16 protein-coding genes are annotated in these 19,430 nt (G+C 42.8%); 1 reads left to right on the forward strand and 15 read right to left on the reverse strand.

Annotated features, from left to right (window positions below):
- Nucleotides 1-175: 175 nt before the first annotated feature.
- Genes hemL through hemA form a run of 6 tightly spaced genes read right to left on the reverse strand, consistent with a single transcriptional unit; the run spans nucleotide 176 to nucleotide 6,434 of the window.
- On the reverse strand, nucleotides 176-1,468 hold the full coding sequence (gene hemL / locus CKW02_RS12860) for a glutamate-1-semialdehyde 2,1-aminomutase (RefSeq protein WP_003216796.1): 1,293 nt from the start codon (nucleotides 1,466-1,468) through the stop codon (nucleotides 176-178).
- Nucleotides 1,469-1,495: 27 nt separating this feature from the next.
- Complete coding sequence (hemB, locus tag CKW02_RS12865) at nucleotides 1,496-2,467, reverse strand: porphobilinogen synthase (RefSeq protein ID WP_003216644.1); 972 nt, start codon at nucleotides 2,465-2,467, stop codon at nucleotides 1,496-1,498.
- Nucleotides 2,464-3,255, reverse strand: a complete 792-nt coding sequence (locus CKW02_RS12870; protein ID WP_003216187.1) for a uroporphyrinogen-III synthase — start codon at nucleotides 3,253-3,255, stop codon at nucleotides 2,464-2,466. Before CKW02_RS12870 ends, hemB begins: the two co-directional genes overlap by 4 nt.
- The gene (gene hemC / locus CKW02_RS12875; protein ID WP_003216588.1) at nucleotides 3,252-4,187 is read right to left on the reverse strand and encodes a hydroxymethylbilane synthase; all 936 of its coding nucleotides are present in this window, start codon (nucleotides 4,185-4,187) and stop codon (nucleotides 3,252-3,254) included. Before hemC ends, CKW02_RS12870 begins: the two co-directional genes overlap by 4 nt.
- Before the next feature lie 41 nt (nucleotides 4,188-4,228).
- Nucleotides 4,229-5,059, reverse strand: a complete 831-nt coding sequence (locus CKW02_RS12880; RefSeq protein ID WP_003216469.1) for a cytochrome c biogenesis protein — start codon at nucleotides 5,057-5,059, stop codon at nucleotides 4,229-4,231.
- A 7-nt stretch (nucleotides 5,060-5,066) separates the two neighbouring features.
- A complete protein-coding gene (gene hemA / locus CKW02_RS12885; RefSeq protein WP_003216303.1) occupies nucleotides 5,067-6,434 on the reverse strand; it encodes a glutamyl-tRNA reductase in 1,368 nt (455 codons plus the stop codon).
- Between the two features lie 242 nt (nucleotides 6,435-6,676).
- Here hemA and CKW02_RS12890 point away from each other — a divergent pair, with 242 nt between their 5' ends.
- Complete coding sequence (locus tag CKW02_RS12890) at nucleotides 6,677-7,162, forward strand: hypothetical protein (protein ID WP_003216801.1); 486 nt, start codon at nucleotides 6,677-6,679, stop codon at nucleotides 7,160-7,162.
- A 43-nt stretch (nucleotides 7,163-7,205) separates the two neighbouring features.
- On the opposite strand, the gene yihA is transcribed toward CKW02_RS12890, so the two are convergent.
- The 9 genes from yihA to leuB all read right to left on the reverse strand — a co-directional run bounded on the left by yihA (nucleotide 7,206) and on the right by leuB (nucleotide 19,414).
- Nucleotides 7,206-7,793 carry a ribosome biogenesis GTP-binding protein YihA/YsxC gene (gene yihA, locus CKW02_RS12895; protein ID WP_003216344.1) on the reverse strand — a complete coding sequence of 196 codons (588 nt, stop codon included), beginning with the start codon at nucleotides 7,791-7,793 and terminating at the stop codon, nucleotides 7,206-7,208.
- Nucleotides 7,790-10,114: an endopeptidase La gene (lon, locus tag CKW02_RS12900; protein WP_003216539.1), complete on the reverse strand. Its 2,325-nt coding sequence runs from the start codon at nucleotides 10,112-10,114 to the stop codon at nucleotides 7,790-7,792. The genes yihA and lon overlap by 4 nt, the downstream gene beginning before the upstream one ends.
- A gap of 171 nt (nucleotides 10,115-10,285) precedes the next feature.
- Nucleotides 10,286-11,947, reverse strand: coding sequence for an ATP-dependent protease LonB (gene lonB, locus CKW02_RS12905; RefSeq protein ID WP_003216675.1), 1,662 nt, complete (start codon nucleotides 11,945-11,947; stop codon nucleotides 10,286-10,288).
- A gap of 136 nt (nucleotides 11,948-12,083) precedes the next feature.
- Nucleotides 12,084-13,349, reverse strand: coding sequence for an ATP-dependent protease ATP-binding subunit ClpX (gene clpX / locus CKW02_RS12910; RefSeq protein WP_003216176.1), 1,266 nt, complete (start codon nucleotides 13,347-13,349; stop codon nucleotides 12,084-12,086).
- Nucleotides 13,350-13,600: 251 nt separating this feature from the next.
- Entirely contained in the window at nucleotides 13,601-14,875 is a 1,275-nt protein-coding gene (gene tig / locus CKW02_RS12915; RefSeq protein WP_003216748.1) for a trigger factor, read from the reverse strand.
- 239 nt (nucleotides 14,876-15,114) lie between these two features.
- Nucleotides 15,115-16,122, reverse strand: coding sequence for a DNA damage checkpoint antagonist DdcA (gene ddcA / locus CKW02_RS12920; protein WP_003216502.1), 1,008 nt, complete (start codon nucleotides 16,120-16,122; stop codon nucleotides 15,115-15,117).
- A 125-nt stretch (nucleotides 16,123-16,247) separates the two neighbouring features.
- Nucleotides 16,248-16,847 (reverse strand): 3-isopropylmalate dehydratase small subunit, encoded by a 600-nt coding sequence (leuD, locus tag CKW02_RS12925; protein WP_003216415.1) that lies wholly within the window; start codon nucleotides 16,845-16,847, stop codon nucleotides 16,248-16,250.
- 13 nt (nucleotides 16,848-16,860) lie between these two features.
- Nucleotides 16,861-18,276: a 3-isopropylmalate dehydratase large subunit gene (gene leuC, locus CKW02_RS12930; RefSeq protein ID WP_003216723.1), complete on the reverse strand. Its 1,416-nt coding sequence runs from the start codon at nucleotides 18,274-18,276 to the stop codon at nucleotides 16,861-16,863.
- Nucleotides 18,277-18,316: 40 nt separating this feature from the next.
- Nucleotides 18,317-19,414 carry a 3-isopropylmalate dehydrogenase gene (gene leuB, locus CKW02_RS12935; protein ID WP_003216515.1) on the reverse strand — a complete coding sequence of 366 codons (1,098 nt, stop codon included), beginning with the start codon at nucleotides 19,412-19,414 and terminating at the stop codon, nucleotides 18,317-18,319.
- Nucleotides 19,415-19,430 lie beyond the last annotated feature (16 nt).

Genomic DNA, 19,430 nt, shown 5'->3' on the forward strand with positions numbered 1-19,430 from the left:
GCATTCGTTGTCAGTCCTGCGCGCAGGTGCTCACGAATATCAATTCGCTCCGCTCCTGTGCTCGACCTTCCTAGACTTCAAAGGTTTTCAATTCACGCTGAAAGGAAGAACACAAGGCTGAAAGCAAGCCTTGTGTCATGATCAAAAGCCGATATGTTTCCATATCGGCTTTCGTTTATCGACGTAGTTTTTGAAATACTTTTTCCACTGTCTCAATCGTATATTCGATGTCTTCATCTGTGTGAGCTGTTGACAGGAATAGTCCTTCGAATTGAGAAGGGGGAAGGAAGATGCCGTGGTCGGCCATTTCCTTGTAAAATTCAGCAAATAAAGCGAGATCAGCTGTTTTGGCTTTGTCATAATTGACCACTTCTTCATTTGTAAAGAAGAATCCAATCATCGAACCCGCACGGTTAAACGTTAATGGAATTCCATGTGCTTTCGCCGCATTTGAAATGCCTTCTTCCAGCCGGTCTCCTTTTCGTCTAAACTCTTCATAAGACTCAGGTGTCAGCTGTTTTAAGGTTTCTAAGCCTGCTGTCATCGCAAGTGGGTTACCAGATAACGTTCCTGCTTGATAAATTGGACCGCTTGGCGCAATTTGTCTCATAATATCCGCTCTTCCGCCATAAGCGCCGACCGGAAGACCGCCTCCGATCACTTTACCAAGACACGTCAGATCAGGTGTGATGCCAAAGTAGCCTTGCGCGCAGTGATAATCCACACGGAAGCCGGTCATGACCTCATCAAAAATGAGTAAAGCTCCGTATTGCTCTGTGATGTCTCTCAGCCCTTGTAAGAAACCGTCTTGCGGAGGGACAACCCCCATATTTCCTGCAACCGGCTCGACAATGACACCTGCAATATCGTCTCCAAATTCCTGAAAAGCAACTTGAATGCTTTCTAAATCATTGTACGGCACTGTGATCGTGTTGCTTGCAGTTCCTTCAGGTACCCCTGGGCTATCTGGAAGCCCTAGCGTTGCGACACCTGAACCTGCTTTAATGAGCAAAGAATCACCGTGGCCATGATAGCAGCCTTCAAATTTCACAATTTTATTTCTGCCTGTAAAGCCTCGAGCCAGACGAAGTGCACTCATGGTTGCCTCTGTACCAGAGCTGACCATACGAATGACTTCGATAGAAGGAACCCGCTCTGATACAAGCTTAGCTAATTCATTTTCAACTAATGTCGAAGCACCAAAGCTTGTCCCCTTTTCTGCCACTCGCTGAATGCTTTCAACCACACGGTCATTCGTATGCCCTAAAATAAGCGGTCCCCATGATAAGACATAATCGATGTATTCATTTCCATCAATATCATAGATTTTGGCGCCTTTGCCTCGTTCCATAAAAATCGGATCTGTGTTCACTGATTTAAATGCACGTACAGGGCTGTTGACACCACCAGGCATTAAATGCTGCGCTTCTTCAAATGCTTGCTTTGATTTTTCATAGCTACGTCCCATTTCAACGTCCTCCTGTCTATCCGTTCTTTATTCTGAGAGCCATTTTGCTGCATCTTTTGCATGATACGTAATGATGAGTTCTGCTCCTGCACGTTTCATGCTTGTCAGCATTTCAAGAACAAGCTCTTTTTCAGAAATCCACCCATTTTGAGCAGCGGCTTTGACCATTGCATATTCTCCGCTCACATTGTAAGCAACAATAGGGAGTGTAAATTCATTTTTCACATCACGCATAATGTCTAAATAAGAAAGAGATGGTTTCACAATGAGGAAGTCAGCTCCCTCTTCTACGTCAGATTGCGCTTCTCTTAGTGCCTCTAAACGGTTTGCAGGGTCCATTTGGTATGTTTTACGATCTCCAAACTGCGGTGTGCTATGCGCCGCGTCACGAAACGGACCGTAAAACGCACTTGCATATTTCACAGCATATGACATGACAGGTACATGAATAAAGCCAGCTTCATCAAGCGCCTCACGAATGGCAATAACAAATCCATCCATCATATTGGAAGGAGCAATGATATCTGCACCTGCGCGCGCTTGGCTAACAGCAGTTTTCGCTAATAGCTGAAGAGATTCATCATTTAAAACTTCTCCATCTTCAACGATTCCGCAGTGTCCGTGATCTGTATATTGGCATAAGCAAGTGTCTGCAATGACCACGAGCTCTGGGAAATGCTTTTTGATCTCAAGCGTCGCTCTTTGCACAATGCCATGGTCGTGATACGCTTCACTGCCCACATGGTCTTTATGATCTGGAACACCAAATACAATAATTGATTTGATGCCTAGGTCGACAAGCTCTTGGACTTCTTCTTTTACAAGGTCCACTGAAATGTGATAAACACCCGGCATTGAAGAGACTTCTTTTCGGACATTTTCTCCCTCTACAAAAAAGATCGGATAAATGAAATCAGATGGTCTTAAAAAGGTTTCTCTGACTAATTCTCTCATTCCTGCACTTGTCCGCAGTCTGCGGTGTCTGTTAAATTTCATCATTGGTTCAACTTCCTTTCAGATAAACGGCACATCAATTCAAGCATTCCGTCTATCGTATAAGTATCTGGGGTTTCAGAAGAAATCCCGTATTGAAGCAGCGCCTCTTTTGTCAGAGGACCGATCGTCACAAAACAGGTGTCAGAAGCAGCTAGCTTCGCTGCATCTGCCTCCATGGCATGCATAAATGAATGGACAGTGGATGAGCTCGTAAATGTAATAAAATCAAATGATTGCTTCGTCATTGCCGTTTTGAGAGCGGCAATTCCTTCCTCATCCTTGACCGTTTCATATAAAATCCATTCCTTTACTTCTATGCCAAGTGGAACAAGCGTTTTCTTCACGACATCTCGAGACAGGTGTCCTTTTGCTACAAACACACGCTCTCCCGGACGCACATGGTCAAGCAGCGCATCTGCGAGCTCTTCCGCTATGAATCGTTCTGGTACGACATCCACCTTCAAGCCGTGCTGCTCAAGATAGGCAGAGGTTTTCTCACCTACCGCAGCCACTTTCAAATGGGATAAACTCTTATGTAAATGATGGTCTTCTATGTAGCTCAGAAAAAAAGACGCCCCATTTACACTCGTGAAAACAAGCCATTGGCTATTTTCTAAGTCCTTTAAAAAGGCCTGCGCTTTTTCATTTGTGAGCGTAGGCTCAAACCGAATAAGAGAGGTTAAAACAGCATGGCCGTTCAGCTCTTCAATCTTCTGCTGAAACACACCCGCTTGACGTTCATTTCGAGTGACAAGCACCGTCTGTCCGTGAAGCGATTGGCCTATGGTCATTGGGAGGACAGATCCTTTTTCACCTTGTCGATTAAATCCTTTGCTCCCTTATCAGCCATCTGCTTCGCACATGCTGTTCCAATTGCCTCAGGGTCAGAGCCTGATACAGTTTCTCGAATAATCGTGTGTCCGTCAGCAGATGCCACAAGACCCGTCAGTTCAATTTCATCGCGCTCATTTATCGTTGCATAGCCAGCGATCGGCACCTGACAGCTGCCATCCATTTGTTTGAGGAAGGCTCGTTCAGCGAGAACCGTTTTCTTTGTGTATTCATTCGTAAATTGAGCGAGAAGCTGCAATAGCTCTTCATCATCTCCGCGGCACTCAATTGACAAAGCGCCTTGACCAACTGCGGGCAGGCAAGTCTCAGGAGATAAAAATTCAGACACGACCTCTTTGCTCCATCCCATTCTGGACAGACCGGCAGCCGCTAGAATAATGGCATCATATTCTTCATTTTTCAGCTTTTCCAATCGTGTATCAATGTTTCCTCTAATCCATTTAATGTTCAGATCTGGTCTTTCCTGAAGAAGCTGGGCACTGCGCCGTAAGCTGCTCGTTCCCACAATAGCACCCTTCGGCAGCTCATGAAGACGCAGATGATCCTTCGAAATCAGAGCGTCCCTTACATCTTCACGCTCAGGAATACAGCCAATGACTAATCCTTCAGGAAGAGCAGCCGGCATATCCTTCATACTGTGAACTGCCATATCGATGTCGTGATTCAGCATCGCCTGTTCAATTTCTTTGACAAACAGTCCTTTTCCGCCAACCTTTGATAAGGTCACATCTAAAATTTGATCACCCTTTGTCACAATCTCTTTTATTTCAAAAGAATAAGAAGGGTTTAGTTCAGACAGCTTTTGAATGACCCATTTTGTTTGTGTAATTGCAAGCTTACTTCTTCTAGAACCTACTTTAATTGTACGCAATTCGTCTTCCTCCCGACAATGCCCTTAAGACTCATCATTATTTATTGAAACCAATGAAAGGTTGATAAGCTACCAAGCAGAAAATAATTGATCATCAGCACAAAGAATGAACCGACATTCCACAGTGCCACGACTTTGCCCTGCATATTTTTCACCAATCTGATATATAAGTAAACACCATATAAAAACAGCATAATAAACGAACCAAGCACCTTTGTATCTGTCCAGTACAACGTATCATACGAAATATATGCCCAAATGATGCCAAGAATCAAACTAAGTAAGAGCATCGGCACGCCAATAATGTTTAATACGTATGCCATATGATCAAGCTTCGATAAATCTTCAATTCTCAGAAGCCATTTTCCCCATTTTTTCTTTTTCAGCAAACGATATTGAAAGAGATAGAGTAGAGAGAAAGCAAATGAAAGTGAAAAGGCACCGTATGATAAAATCGCCATCGTAATATGAATCACAAGCAATTCACTCGTCAGCTTCCCAGTTAGTTCTGCTGAGTGGAGATCAGATGGTGTAAAGGTGTGAATCGCCATCAAGGAAAAACCGATGACATTTGTAAAAAAGACGATAAATTCAACACGCAATATTTTTGTGAGAACAAGTGAAAGTGTCACAAGCACCCACGTATAAAAATATAACCCCTCTGCTACATTCAACACAGGGAATCGGTCTGTTTCCATCATAATATAGAACATGTAGACTGTTTGCAGCAGCCAGACAATAGAAAGCAACCAGAAAGCCATTTTTCCAGCCTTCCGGTTGTGTTGAAGAAAATCTATGAAATAGAACAAGACACTTAGTGCATAGATCAAGGTCGTCGCTTCGCCTAGTCTCGCTACAATGGATTCCATCATCGCTTAATCACTCACTGGCAACTGTAGCAAAGCCTTGTGCCATATTTGGTTTAAACAGCTGAAATGACCCTTGCTCCACCTGCATCGGCTCCACCTTTTGCTCTTCATCTTCAACCTGTAAATCAAAGATTTCTTTGAACAGTAAAAGTTTTTCTTCTGCATTCGGCTCCGCGGCAATTTCTTTTGCCTTTAAGATAGGATCTTTCAGCATTTGATTGATAATGCTTTTCGTATGTTTATTTAATAGCTTCATTTCACGGTGTGTGAGATTCGGAAGCTTTCGCTCAATACTCTGCATCGTATCCGCTTGAATCGTCAGCGCCTTTTCTCTAAGTGCAGAAATGACAGGAACCACACCAAGCGTATTCAGCCATTGCTTAAATTCCACAATTTCTGCTTCAATGAGGAGCTCAACCTGCTCAGCCACCGCACGGCGTTCTTTTAAGTTAGCTGCCACGATGCCCTCAAGATCATCAATGTCATACAAAAAAGCACCTTCTACTTCAGAAATGGCTGGATCTAAATCACGAGGGACAGCAATATCCACCATAAATAGAGGTCTGCCCTTCCGCTTTTTATTCGCACTTTCGACCATTTCTTTTGTAATGACAAATTGTTTCGCACCAGTGGAACTAATTAAAATGTCCGCTTCGGATAATGTTTTTTCCAATTGGTTTAAGCTTTTAGGCTCTCCTGAAAAACGGCCCGCCAATTCTTTTGCTTTCTCATACGTTCGATTGATAACCGTTACTTGACCAATCCCTTGACCTTGAAGGTTTTGAGCCGCTAGTTCGCCCATTTTACCCGCACCAAGAATCAGGACATGTTTATCAGAAAGACGTCCAAAGATTTTTTTCGCAAGCTCGACAGCTGCATAGCTGACAGACACGGCATTAGACGCAATGTCTGTTTCCGCATGAGAGCGTTTTGCAACGGTGACCGCCTGTTTGAATAAATAATTGAAAACGGTACCAATGGTCTTCTCCTCTTGAGCTACTTTAAAGCTAGAGCGCACTTGACCAAGTATTTGTGTTTCGCCAATCACCATGGAATCAAGTCCACAGGCCACACGGAATAAATGCTCGACCGCTCCATCATTTTCATAGAACTTCAAATACGGCGAGACATCTTCCTTTTCTAAACCGAACCAATCAGCTAAAAATCTTTTTATATAAAACCGTCCAGTATGAAGCTGATCTACCACTGCGTAGATCTCTGTTCGATTACATGTTGAGATGACGATATTCTCTAGAATGCTTTTTTCTTCTTTAAGCTTGGACATCGCTGTTCCGAGCTCGCTCGGTTCAAAGCTCAGCTGTTCCCGTATCTCAACAGGGGCTGTTTTATAATCTAAACCCACAACAAGAATATGCATAACTTCAGCTTGCACCCCCAACGCCCTGTCTAATTTATAATAATTACAATATAGAATTTATTATTTATAGTGATTATAACATATATTCATTTTTAACTGGATGAAAATTGTGAACAGATTTCAAAAATGTTGTGATATAGTAGAAAAATGTTCGACACCCATTATGCCATATCATCACTTCAAGCAATTTACCAGATTTGGCGCGTGCGGACAAATGATCTGCTTAAAAGAAGGTGACATCTTTGAAGAAGAAATCCATTTTGCTACCGCTCACTTTGCTGGCTGTAGCGCTATATGCCATTCTCTCAGGAGGTCAATTTGACATTTGGAAGGATCAAGAGAAATGGTATACACTCGTACTGCTTTTTGGCCTTGCTTTCTTATATCAAGGAAAGAAGGAGCAAGAAAGCGCTCATGTGTTTATCGGTATGCTCATGACGGGCCTTTCGCTACACTTTATTCTTCAGCCAAAATTGGACTACTGGCCAGACACATTTACGATGATCGTATTCATCGTTGGACTTGCTCTTTTTGTGAAATCATCTCAGAAAAAAGAATATCGTATTGAAAGTGTTATTCTCATTGCACTCGGTCTGTTCCTTTATTTCTTTCAGCAAATTACAAAACAGCTAAGTTCCCTTTCGATCCCTACTTCCGGTTTTGAATTGTACTGGCCTTATGTACTGATTGCTGTCAGTCTCCTCTTATTATTTTTAAAAAGGAAATAACTTATACAATAAAAAGGCATCTGCTCATGACAGATGCCTTTTTTTAGTTATTAATCTTCGCAAGGATGGCATTCCAGGCTTCGTCTTTTCCCTTTTTTGTTTCAGAAGAGAATAGGACTAGTTCATCTGATGGGGCAATGTCGAGTGTCTGTTTGACGACTTTCGCATGTTTTTCCCATTTGCCTTTTGGAATTTTGTCCGCCTTTGTTGCGATGACGATCACGGGAACGCCGTAATATTTCAGGAATTCATACATGTTCACATCATCTACTGATGGCTTATGACGCAGGTCCACAATTTGGACAACTGCTTTTAATTCTTCACGCATTGTAATATACGTTTCGATCATTCTACCCCAGGCTTCACGCTCTGTCTTTGATACTTTAGCAAAGCCGTAACCTGGAACGTCCACAAAATGGAGCATATCATTAATAATGTAGAAATTAAGCGTTTGAGTCTTACCTGGTTTAGAAGACGTACGCGCTAAATTTTTACGATTAATCAATGAGTTGATGAACGAGGACTTCCCAACATTTGATCGTCCAGCAAGAGCGATTTCAGGCAGTCCCCCGCTTGGGTACTGCTCTGGTTTTACCGCACTAATGACGATATCTGATTTTGTTACTTTCATCTTCCCTCTCCTACCAACGCTTTCTCAAGCACCTCATCTAAATGCGAGACCGGAATAAAGGTTAGTCCTTCTCTCACACTTTCAGGAATATCATCAATATCCTTCTCATTGTCCTTTGGAAGAATAATGGTTTTCAGTCCTGCACGATGTGCGCCTAATGCTTTTTCTTTTAGTCCGCCAATTGGAAGCACTCTTCCTCTTAACGTGATCTCTCCTGTCATACCAACCTCTTTTGACACAGGTCGTCCTGTGAGGGCTGATACAAGAGCCGTCGCAATGGTGATACCAGCTGATGGCCCGTCCTTTGGAACCGCACCCTCTGGAACATGGATATGAATATCATGCTTTTCATTAAAATTAGGATCAATGTTCAGTTCATCTGCTTTCGAACGAATATAACTGAATGCCGCCTGTGCAGATTCTCTCATAACATCACCAAGCTTACCTGTTAACAACAGCTTGCCTTTACCCGGAGAAAGTGATACCTCAATTGACAAGGTGTCTCCGCCAACAGTGGTATACGCAAGTCCTGTGACAACTCCCACTTGGTCTGTCGTTTCAGCCTGACCATAACGGTAAAGTCTTTTTCCGAGAAATTCAGATAAGTTCTTTTCTGTCACCGTGATGCGTTTGCGGTCTTCAGCCACAATCGCTCTTGCCGCTTTACGGCATATCGCCGCAAGCTGACGCTCTAATCCACGAACACCCGCTTCTCTTGTGTAATAGCGAATCGTATCATAAATCGCTGCTTCACGAAGCTGCAAGTTCCCTTTCTTTAATCCGTGCTCCTTTAGCTGCTTCGGCAGAAGATGATCTTTCACAATTTCTGCTTTTTCAACCTCTGTATACCCTGCAATCGTGATAATCTCCATTCTATCACGAAGTGGACCTGGAATGGTTGCTAAATTGTTGGCAGTGGCAATAAATAACACCTGAGACAAATCAAATGTTTCTTCAATATAGTGATCGCTAAAGTTATGATTTTGCTCTGGGTCTAAGACTTCGAGCATCGCAGAAGATGGATCGCCTCTAAAATCAGAGGACATTTTATCAATTTCATCTAAAAGGAAGACCGGATTCATCGTTCCTGCCTTGCTCATTCCGCGAATGATACGGCCTGGCATCGCACCTACATACGTTCTTCTATGTCCACGAATCTCGGATTCATCACGCACACCGCCAAGGGAGATACGGATAAACTTTCGGTCAAGTGATTTGGCAATCGATTTGGCAAGTGACGTTTTCCCTACGCCAGGAGGTCCTGCTAAGCAAAGAATCGGTCCTTTTAATGAATTGGTCAGCTTCTGTACAGCAAGATATTCAAGCACCCGTTCTTTGACCTTTTCCAGCCCGTGATGCTCATCATCTAAAATTTCACTTGCAAGCTTTAAATCGAGACGATCTTCTGTATAGATGCCCCACGGGAGGCCGATCAGCCAATCAATATAATTTCGAATCACAGAGCTCTCAGCAGAGCTTGAAGGAATTTTTTCATAACGATTCAATTCTTTTAGCGCCGTTTCACGAACAGAATCCGGCATGCTCGACTCTTCGATTTTAGACATTAAAGAACTGACTTCGCCCGTTTTCCCTTCTTTGTCTCCAAGCTCTTTTTGAATGGCTTTCATTTGTTCACGTAAATAATATTCTTTTTGCGTTCGTTCCATTGAACGTTTCACGCGCTGCCCAATTTTCTTTTCAATCTCGAGCACTTCTTTTTCATTGTGAATTAAGCTGATGACCCGGTTCAGCCGTTTTTTGACATCTACTGTTTCCAGTACTTCTTGTTTGTCCTTTAATTTAAGCGGCAGGTGAGAAGCAACGATATCTGCCATTCTCCCCGGTTCTTCAATGTCCGTCACTGTTGCATATGTTTCAGCTGAGATTTTTTTTGAAATTTTTATGTATTGATCAAAGTGATCTAACAATGTACGCATGAGGGCTTCTGCTTCTGCGTCCTTTAATTCTTCTTCTGTCAATTCTTTAATGTCGACGGACGTATAGTCCTCCAGCTCGACATATGATTCGATCTGCGCTCGATTTAGGCCTTCAACGAGTACACGAATCGTTCCATTTGGCAGCTTCAGCATTTGTTTAATTTTTGTGTAGGTGCCGACTTTGAAAATTTCCTCTTCACCTGGTTCATCTATTGAAATTTCCCGCTGTGTAGCTAGAAAAATCATATGATCGTTCATCATCGCCTGTTCTAATGCTTGAACAGACTTTTCGCGTCCAACGTCCAAATGCAAGACCATTGTTGGATAAACAAGCAAACCTCGCAATGGAAGGAGCGGAACATTCTTTTTGATTTCATCTGCCATGTTGATTGACACCTCCGTCACTAGTATGAATCATTATAATATACCTGTTTCAGTCTTGTACAATGTAAAAGACTTGAGAAATGTTGATCTTACCGTAGTATACCCTTTCTTTTTATCTTGAAAAAGAAAAAAAGATCTATTTCACTAAAAAATCCCCATATGTGATGGGGATTAAACAGATTTTCTTTTCATTTCTTCTTCTAGTCCATCTTTCTTCTCGTCTGGCGGGTTAACCAAACACTGATCCAGCACTTCTTGGAAGTGCTTCACAGGCACAATGGTGACCCCTTCAATCTCTTTTAAGATCGACTGCTGGTTGTCATAAGGAATAATGACGGTTGTGGCACCAGCCTGCTTCGCTGCCTTTATCTTCGGTATCACACCACCGATCGGCTTCACCTGACCTTGCAATCCGATTTCACCCGTCATGGCTGTTAGATGATCAATAGGGATTTGATGTATGGCTGAGAAGATTGCGGTTGCCATGGCAATCCCAGCAGACGGTCCATCAATTGGGGCACCGCCTGGAAAATTAATATGGATGTCATATTCATTTGTCCGAATGCCTAAATTTCGAAGTACCGTTAATACATTTTCAACTGACCCTTTGGCCATACTTTTTCGTCTAATGGATTTCGATTGATTGCCAATGCTTTCTTCTTCTGCAATGCCTGTAATGTTGATACTGCCTTTCTCAAGCGCCTTACAGATGTTCACTTCAATCTCAAGCAAGGCACCGCTGTTTGGTCCATAAACGGCCAGTCCATTGACTACCCCCACTTTTGGCTTTTCCGGTACTTTTTGTTCATATCTTGGTGTCAGCTGGCTCGAATGAATAACCCATTCTACATCTTCGATCGTGATGTCTTTTCGATTTTCCGTGACCGCCATGCCAGCGGCAATCTGCACCATGTTGACCGCTTCACGTCCATTTTTCACATAGGAGGTTAACAGGTTCAGCCCTTCATCACTTAATTCCTTTTGAATTTTTTGGACAGCCTTGGCAGCGACGATTTTCAGTTCATGCTGGTCAAGGTCTTTAAAGAAAATTTCGAGACATCTTGACCGGATCGCTGGTGGAATTTCGTCAGGTGTTCTTGTCGTGGCACCTATCAATCGAAAATCGGCCGGAAGTCCATTTTGGAAAATATCATGAATGTGATTCGGGATTTGGGTATTTTCTTCACTGTAGTAGGCACTGTCTAAAAAGACTTTCCGATCTTCCAGCACTTTGAGCATTTTGTTCATTTGGATCGGATGCAGTTCGCCAATTTCATCGATAAACAGAACCCCGCCATGAGCATGTGTGACGGCTCCTTGTTTTGGCTGCGGAATGCCTGCTTGCCCCATTGCTCCAGCCCCTTGGTAAATTGGGTCATGCACGGAACCAATAAGCGGATCTGCAATGCCTCGTTCATCGAATCTCGCGGTTGTGGCATCGAGCTCTACAAAGACCGCATCTTTTTTAAAAGGAGAATCAGCGTGACGCTTCGCTTCTTCCATCACAAGACGGGCAGCGGCTGTTTTACCGACTCCCGGTGGTCCGTAGACGATGACATGCTGTGGGTTCGGCCCACATAGTGCCGCTTTTAGTGCACGAATGCCGTCTTCCTGCCCTACAATATCCTGAAACCCCTTTGGCCGGACTCTCTCTGATAAAGGTTCACTCAGCTTGATTGACCGCATCTTTCTGAGTGCCTCCATTTCTTTCTTTGACTCTTTGTCTATCGTCACCTTTTGTGTGCGCTGATTTCGCAGTAAGTTCCAAAAGTACAGCCCAATGACGATACCAAAGAACAGTTGTATGAATAAAACGATTCCTGTCCAGCTCAATCGGTGCTCCCTCCTTCATCTATCGTATGTATTGGTTTCTGTCTGCTAGTATTTCCTAGAGCTGGACGGAATAAACACAACTTCCACGATAAATAAAAAACTCCTGAATCAAAAGGATTCAGGAGTGAGACTACTCTTATGCAGATGTTTTCGTATCTTTATTAACGACTGTGCCGTCCTTTAACACAAGACGCGGCGACACGCCATCAGCAACTGTTGCACCAGTGATTACACATTTTTCAATATCATCACGTGATGGAAGGTCAAACATCACATCAAGCATGATGCCTTCAATGATTGAACGTAGACCACGAGCTCCTGTTTTACGCTCAATTGCTTTTTTCGCAATTTCGCTAAGAGCATCTTCTTCAAATTCTAGCTCTACATCATCAAGCTCAAGCATTTTTGTATACTGCTTAACGAGTGCATTTTTAGGCTTCGTCAAGATCTCTACAAGTGCTTTTTCATCTAACGGCTCTAGGCTTGCAATAACCGGTAGACGGCCGATGAATTCTGGGATTAAACCGAAGCGAAGCAAGTCTTCTGGGAGTACTTTTGATAAAAGAACTTCTTTTTCAAGATCTTCGATTTTATTTTCCGCACCGAATCCAATGACTTTTTGACCTAAGCGGCGTTTGATGATTTGCTCAATGCCGTCAAAGGCTCCACCACAAATAAAGAGGATATTTGTTGTATCGATTTGAATGAATTCTTGATGAGGATGCTTACGTCCACCTTGAGGCGGTACACTAGCGACAGTTCCTTCAAGAATTTTCAATAGTGCTTGCTGAACACCTTCCCCAGATACATCACGAGTGATAGAAGGGTTTTCTGATTTTCTTGCTACTTTATCGATTTCATCGATGTAGATAATACCTTTTTCTGCTTTTTCTACATCATAATCGGCTGCTTGGATCAGCTTTAGTAAAATATTCTCTACGTCTTCACCAACATAACCTGCTTCAGTTAAAGATGTTGCATCTGCAATCGCAAATGGCACATTTAAAATACGAGCAAGCGTTTGAGCAAGTAATGTTTTACCGCTTCCTGTTGGCCCAATCATAGAGATATTACTTTTCGAAAGCTCAACATCATCAATCTTGCTGTTGGAATTGATCCGTTTGTAGTGATTATAAACCGCTACAGCTAAGGATTTCTTCGCATTTTCTTGGCCGATGACATATTCATCAAGAATCTCCCGAATTTCATGAGGCTTCGGAACATCCTTGAATTCAACTTCTTCCTCAGTGCCGAGCTCTTCTTCAACTATTTCCGTGCAAAGCTCGATACATTCATCACATATATATACGCCAGGTCCTGCGACCAGTTTACGCACTTGATCTTGCGTTTTTCCGCAAAACGAGCATTTTAATTGACCTTTTTCCTCGTTGAATTTAAACATTCTTTCACCCCTTATTCTTCTTCACTTGCCTGTAGCTAACAGTCAGCTACCTTTCTGGGTCCAGTATGTATGCATTTTACCATACTTTCCTAAAAGACGGTAATGATGTGTTTCTAACACTGCACATCGAGATATGTATAACAGAAAGATGCGACTTACACTATCGTTTCCAAAAGAAGCGATGATAAGTCAAAAATTGTACAAAACAAGGCACGAGTCACTCGCGCCCTGTTTTATTATTATGCACCATATTAACGGTTTTCTACAAGAAAATCAATTGCTTTACGAACTTTTAGATCTTCTTTCATTGCGTCAGTAGATCCGATCGCTTGTTTAATATTTTCAATTGGCATGTTGTATGCTTCAGCCATTTTTGAAAGCTCTTCTTCTACTTCTTCATCAGACACTTGTAAGTTTTCTGCAGCAGCAATTGCTTCAAGTGTTAGGTTAGATTTTACGCGTTTAGCAGCATCTTCTTTCATTTGCTCTTTCAGCGCATTTTCATCTTGTCCTGAGAATTGGAAGTAAAGCTCAAGGTTCATTCCTTGCATTTGAAGGCGTTGTTCGAATTCTTTCATCATACGGTCTAGCTCTGTGTCAACCATCGCTTGTGGGATGTCAACTTCCGCATTTTCAGAAGCTTTCTCAACTAGCTCTTCACGAAGTTTACCTTCTGCTTCGTTTTCTTTCGCTTCTTCAAGACGTTTCTTTGTTTTTTCAGTTAGTTCAGCAAGAGTTTCTACTTCTTCATCAACATCTTTCGCGAACTCATCGTCAAGTGCTGGAAGTTCTTTTGCTTTGATTTCGTGAATTTTCACTTTGAATACAGCTGGTTTACCTGCAAGGTCTTCAGCATGGTATTCTTCTGGGAAAGTGACTTCTACGTCTTTTTCAGCTCCAGTTTCAAGACCAACTAACTGCTCTTCAAAACCAGGGATGAATGAATTAGAACCTACTTCAAGAGAGTAGTTCTCAGCTTTTCCGCCTTCGAATGCTTCTCCATCAACGAATCCTTCGAAATCAAGAACAACTGTATCGCCGTTTTCGATTGCGCCTTCTTCTTTGACAACAAGCTCAGCTTGACGGTTTTGCATGCCTTTTAACTCTTCTTGTACATCTTCATCAGTGACAGTAGCGTCGTCTTTTTCTACGTTAAGACCTTTGTAGTCACCAAGTTTCACTTCAGGCTTCACTGTTACTTTTGCAGTGAAGATTAAGCTTTCGCCTTTTTCGATTTTCTCAACATCGATTTCAGGGCGGTCAACTGGCTCGATACCAGCTTCGTCGATTGCTTTTGGATACTCAACTGGAAGAAGAATATCTAATGCATCTTGATAAAGAGATTCTACACCAAAACGCTGTTCGAAAAGACCACGTGGTACTTTCCCTTTACGGAATCCAGGGATCGATACTTGCTTAACAACTTTCTTAAACGCATCATCAAGTGCTTTGTTAAATGTTTCAGCATCAACTTCTACCGTTAAGATGCCTTCGTTACCTTCTTGTTTTTCCCATTTTACTGACATGTGTGTTTCCCTCCAAAAATCTATTCAGATTGTGCGTTGTTACATTCTAAAGCATCATAAAGACTTCGTCCAATTAAAAACCACGCACGCCGCTAAAGAAGCGGTATTATGTATACAACATTTGACTTGATTATACATATCGTCTTTCAACCATTGGAATCGACAACTGCACGATATATGCACAAATACAACCATTATATTATAACATAACAAGTCCGTCTTTCAACTAAATCGACAAATTACAAATAAGAAATTTCTTCAATATCTTTCAGCATTGTGCAAGCTTCTCTCAGCTCTCGTTCATCAAATTCATACAATAGATGTAATTCTTCGAGGTCAATCTCAATCCCATGCATTTCATAGCCGACTTTATGAAGTGCTGCTGCCCAAAGATTCGGATCTGTGTATTTAGGAAGAAATGGATATAGCACAAATAAGTGCCTGCGCCATAACTCTTCCACGCCTTGATAAAGGGTTGGGTTCTCATTGCCGAGTGTGTCATCGAGCTTACGAAGAACTTGCTGAAGCAGCGGCATTTGCTCTGGCTTGACAGCCTCAGAAGGAATAAGCGTTAACGAATCACCGAACTTCGTCACATGAACCGGCTTTGCCACATCATGATCTGACAGAAGCTGCAGAATCAATGATTTGACCAAAGGGTTTCCATCAGGCTTTTGTAGGATCGTATTTAATAGACCCATATGCGGCGTAATGTTTCGGTCTTTCAGCGAATGGATGAACTGCACCTGCTCTTCTGGCCGCTCGAGCATATCATCTATATTGATTTCGCCGTAGTCATCATCGTCTTCATCTAAAATCTGTTCAGGCGATTCGATCATTTTTCTACTAAATTCGAGTAGCTTGTAAAAATGCTCCGCGCTTTCTGCTGGAAGGTGGTTTTCCTCAAGTACTGCTTCAATTGTCTGCTTCACTTCTTCATATTCTTTCAGCTGAATTAAGATTGTCATATACACTTGAAGCACGGTGAAGTAATGACCATATCCTTCATGCAACATCTTCTCACACACACGCTTTGCATCCTGCAGCTCGCCCAGCTCCAGAAAACAAATCGCCATACCGAGATGAATATCGGATTCTTCATCGTCATCATAAGATTTTGCTTCTGAAAACAAGTGAAGCGCCTCTTGATACTGTTTATCTTTTAATGCTGCCATTCCTTTTTCAATCAGTCTTTCTTTCAGACCAGGAAACAAAATGACATTATCTTTCTTCTTGTCATGTTTCATGCTTACGTTCCTTTCGGGCGCATATTTTTTATCAGTTTACCAACGAAGGTTAGTAAACACAAGTAACGAGAGGTTTTCATGCAAAAAAGAAGCCGTCACACCTCGGGTGGACGGCTTCTTGTTGTTTACGCACGCAGCCAGCTGCTGCGCTTATCTTCAAATGCTTGAATGTCATCTTCTAGTAGTAAAGTTAATGAGATCTCATCATAGCCATTCAGGAGCATTTCTCTCCAGTGAGGATCCACATCAAAAGGAGTGATATTCCCTTCGTGATCTTCTATTTGCTGTTTTTCAAGATCAACCGTCATCTCATACCCTTTGTTCTCATATGACGCAGCGAATGTTTTCCACACATCATAATCAAGACGAATCGGAAGCATCCCATTTTTAAAACAGTTTTGGTGAAAAATATCTGCGAATGATGGTGCGATGACAATTTTGAAACCATAATCATCAAGTGCCCAAGGAGCGTGTTCCCTTGATGATCCGCAGCCAAAGTTTTCTCCTGCGATCAAAATGGATGAACCTTCATAAATCGGCTGATTCAGTTCGAAATCAGGATTTGGGCTGCCATCGGCTAAATACCGCCAGTCGAAAAAGGCAAACCGGCCATATCCTGTTCTTTCAATTCTCTTCAAAAATTGCTTCGGAATAATTTGATCTGTATCTACGTTGATACGGTTAAGCACAGCGGCTTTTCCTTTGTGTGTGACTAAAGGCTCCATCTATGACAACTCCTTACACGACTGTTTTCTCTTGATTAAACTTCCTGACATCGACAAACCGGCCATGTATTGCAGCCATTGCGGCCATTGCCGGGCTGACAAGATGCGTTCTCGCACCTTTTCCTTGACGACCCTCAAAGTTACGGTTTGATGTGGATGCGCAGCGTTCACCTTCTGGTACCACATCGTTATTCATGCTTAGACACATACTGCAGCCAGATTCTCTCCATTCAAATCCTGCTTCAAGGAAGATTTCATGAAGACCTTCTTCTTCTGCTTGCAATTTGACGCTTTGAGAGCCAGGCACGACAATCGCTCTGACATGATCAGCTACCTTTTGTCCTTCTATCATAGAAGCTGCTTGGCGTAAATCAGTCATTCTTGAGTTCGTACATGAGCCAATAAACACATGCTCAATCGTAATATCTTCAATACGCTGATGCGGATGAACCCCCATGTATTCGTACGCACGAATCGCTTCTTTTTGGTCATCCTCTTGCGCAAAATCATCAGGTCCTGGGATGGATGCATCTACAGGCAGCACCATTCCTGGGTTAATTCCCCATGTGACCATTGGTGAAATCTCATTCCCATCTAAAACAATCGTTTTATCATAGGTTGCACCCGGATCTGTTTTAAGTTCTTCCCATTCTTTAATCGCTGCTTCGAAGTCTTCTCCCTGCGGTGCATATTTGCGGCCGCGGCAATATTCAAAGGTGACTTCATCAGGTGCAATCAACCCTGCTCTTGCGCCTGCTTCAATCGACATATTACAAACGGTCATACGTTCATCCATCGTCATGTTTCTGAATACTTCCCCAGTGTATTCAATGACATAACCTGATCCGAACTTCACGCCATGCGCGCCAATGACTGCTAAAATGACATCTTTGGCCGTTACCCCTTTTTGCAGCTTTCCGTCTACTCTAATTTCTAATGTTTTCGGACGCTGCTGCCAAAGTGTTTGTGTGGATAGTACATGTTCAACCTCACTTGTACCGATGCCAAAAGCAAGTGCGCCAAATGCGCCATGAGTGGATGTATGACTATCTCCGCAAACGATTGTTTTTCCCGGAAGTGTCAAACCAAGCTCTGGTCCAACGACATGGACGATTCCTTGGTCTACACTGTGAAGGTCAGCTAGACGGACACCAAATTCAGCACAGTTGCGCTCTAGAGCACTCACTTGTTTTTTAGCAACCTCATCTTTGATCACAAATCGATTCACAGTCGGGATGTTGTGATCCATCGTCGCAAACGTGTTTTGAGGTCTTCTCACCTTGCGCCCTTTTTGTCTTAATCCTTCAAACGCTTGAGGCGATGTCACTTCATGCACCAAGTGCAGATCAATATATAAAAGGTCTGGTTTCCCCTCGCCGCTTTTGACAACGTGCTGATCCCATATTTTTTCGATGATTGTTCGAGGCATAACCCTTTTCCTCCCTCTACCTAATTCCACAAGATTCTATTTATACAATTGTTTTCGCGCGCTGCTTGAGTGCGTCTACAACTGCATGAGTGATGTCTTCAGTTGTTTGATACGTTCCCTCTTTTGCCGATAAATCCTTTGTTCTTTTGCCAGAGGCAAGAACAGCTTCCACAGCTTCTTCTATGGCAGCCGCTTCATCTTCTAATGCAAAGGATGTTCTAAGCAAGCTTGCTGCCGACAAAATAGTTGCCAGAGGGTTTGCGACGTTTTGCCCCGCAATATCGGGTGCTGATCCATGAATCGGCTCATATAAATGAAGGCCGGTGCTTGATAGACTAGCAGATGGCAGCATACCGAGTGATCCAGTAATCATTGAAGCCTCGTCACTTAAGATGTCACCAAACATATTCTCTGTCACAATGACATCAAATTGTGCAGGCTTATAAATCAGCTGCATGGCGGCATTATCAACGAGCATGTGCTCAAATTCAACGTCTGGATATTGAGAAGCCACTTCTTCTACCGCATCCCGCCATAGTTTACTAGAAGCCAGAACATTCGCTTTATCCACAGACGTTACTTTTTTCCGTCTCGTTAACGCCATGTCGAATGCTTCTTTTAGTACACGGACAATCTCTTCCTTTGTATAAAGAAGCGTATCAACCGCAGCTTCTTTTCCTTCTTCATCTGTATAGCGCTCGCTTGGTTCACCAAAATAGAGACCACCTGTTAATTCACGAACGATGACAAAATCGACTCCGTTAATGTGATCCTGTTTTAACGGTGACGCCTCGCTTAAGCTATCGAACACTTTGACAGGACGAATATTAGCAAATAAGTCCAATTGTTTACGAATGGCGAGTAAGCCTTTTTCCGGACGAAGCTCTGGTGGATTTTGATCCCATTTGGGTCCGCCGACTGCTCCTAATAAAATCGCATCAGCGCTCTTGCATACATCAACCGTTTCTTTTGGGAGCGGATTATTTTTTTCATCTATTGCGATACCGCCAATGAGCGCCGTTTCGAATTCGAATTCGTGCCTAAATTGAGCCGCTGTCTCTTTGAGGACAGCGACCGCTGATGTCACAACTTCCGGTCCGATTCCATCGCCGGGCAAAAGTGCAATTTTCTTTTTCATGAGGACCTACCTCCTT

The sequence above is a fragment of the Bacillus pumilus genome, from assembly GCF_900186955.1.
Taxonomy (GTDB): domain Bacteria; phylum Bacillota; class Bacilli; order Bacillales; family Bacillaceae; genus Bacillus; species Bacillus pumilus.

Bases quoted from the DNA above. Each gene is read 5' to 3' on its own strand.
- ddcA (WP_003216502.1), bottom strand. From the start codon at position 16,122: ATGAAACATGACAAGAAGAAAGATAATGTCATTTTGTTTCCTGGTCTG.
- hemB (WP_003216644.1), bottom strand. From the start codon at position 2,467: ATGATGAAATTTAACAGACACCGCAGACTGCGGACAAGTGCAGGAATG.
- tig (WP_003216748.1), bottom strand. From the start codon at position 14,875: ATGTCAGTAAAATGGGAAAAACAAGAAGGTAACGAAGGCATCTTAACG.
- yihA (WP_003216344.1), bottom strand. From the start codon at position 7,793: ATGAAAGTAACAAAATCAGATATCGTCATTAGTGCGGTAAAACCAGAG.
- CKW02_RS12880 (WP_003216469.1), bottom strand. From the start codon at position 5,059: ATGATGGAATCCATTGTAGCGAGACTAGGCGAAGCGACGACCTTGATC.
- leuB (WP_003216515.1), bottom strand. From the start codon at position 19,414: ATGAAAAAGAAAATTGCACTTTTGCCCGGCGATGGAATCGGACCGGAA.
- leuC (WP_003216723.1), bottom strand. From the start codon at position 18,276: ATGCCTCGAACAATCATCGAAAAAATATGGGATCAGCACGTTGTCAAA.
- CKW02_RS12870 (WP_003216187.1), bottom strand. From the start codon at position 3,255: ATGACCATAGGCCAATCGCTTCACGGACAGACGGTGCTTGTCACTCGA.
- clpX (WP_003216176.1), bottom strand. From the start codon at position 13,349: ATGTTTAAATTCAACGAGGAAAAAGGTCAATTAAAATGCTCGTTTTGC.
- hemA (WP_003216303.1), bottom strand. From the start codon at position 6,434: ATGCATATTCTTGTTGTGGGTTTAGATTATAAAACAGCCCCTGTTGAG.
- lon (WP_003216539.1), bottom strand. From the start codon at position 10,114: ATGGCAGATGAAATCAAAAAGAATGTTCCGCTCCTTCCATTGCGAGGT.
- hemL (WP_003216796.1), bottom strand. From the start codon at position 1,468: ATGGGACGTAGCTATGAAAAATCAAAGCAAGCATTTGAAGAAGCGCAG.
- leuD (WP_003216415.1), bottom strand. From the start codon at position 16,847: ATGGAGCCTTTAGTCACACACAAAGGAAAAGCCGCTGTGCTTAACCGT.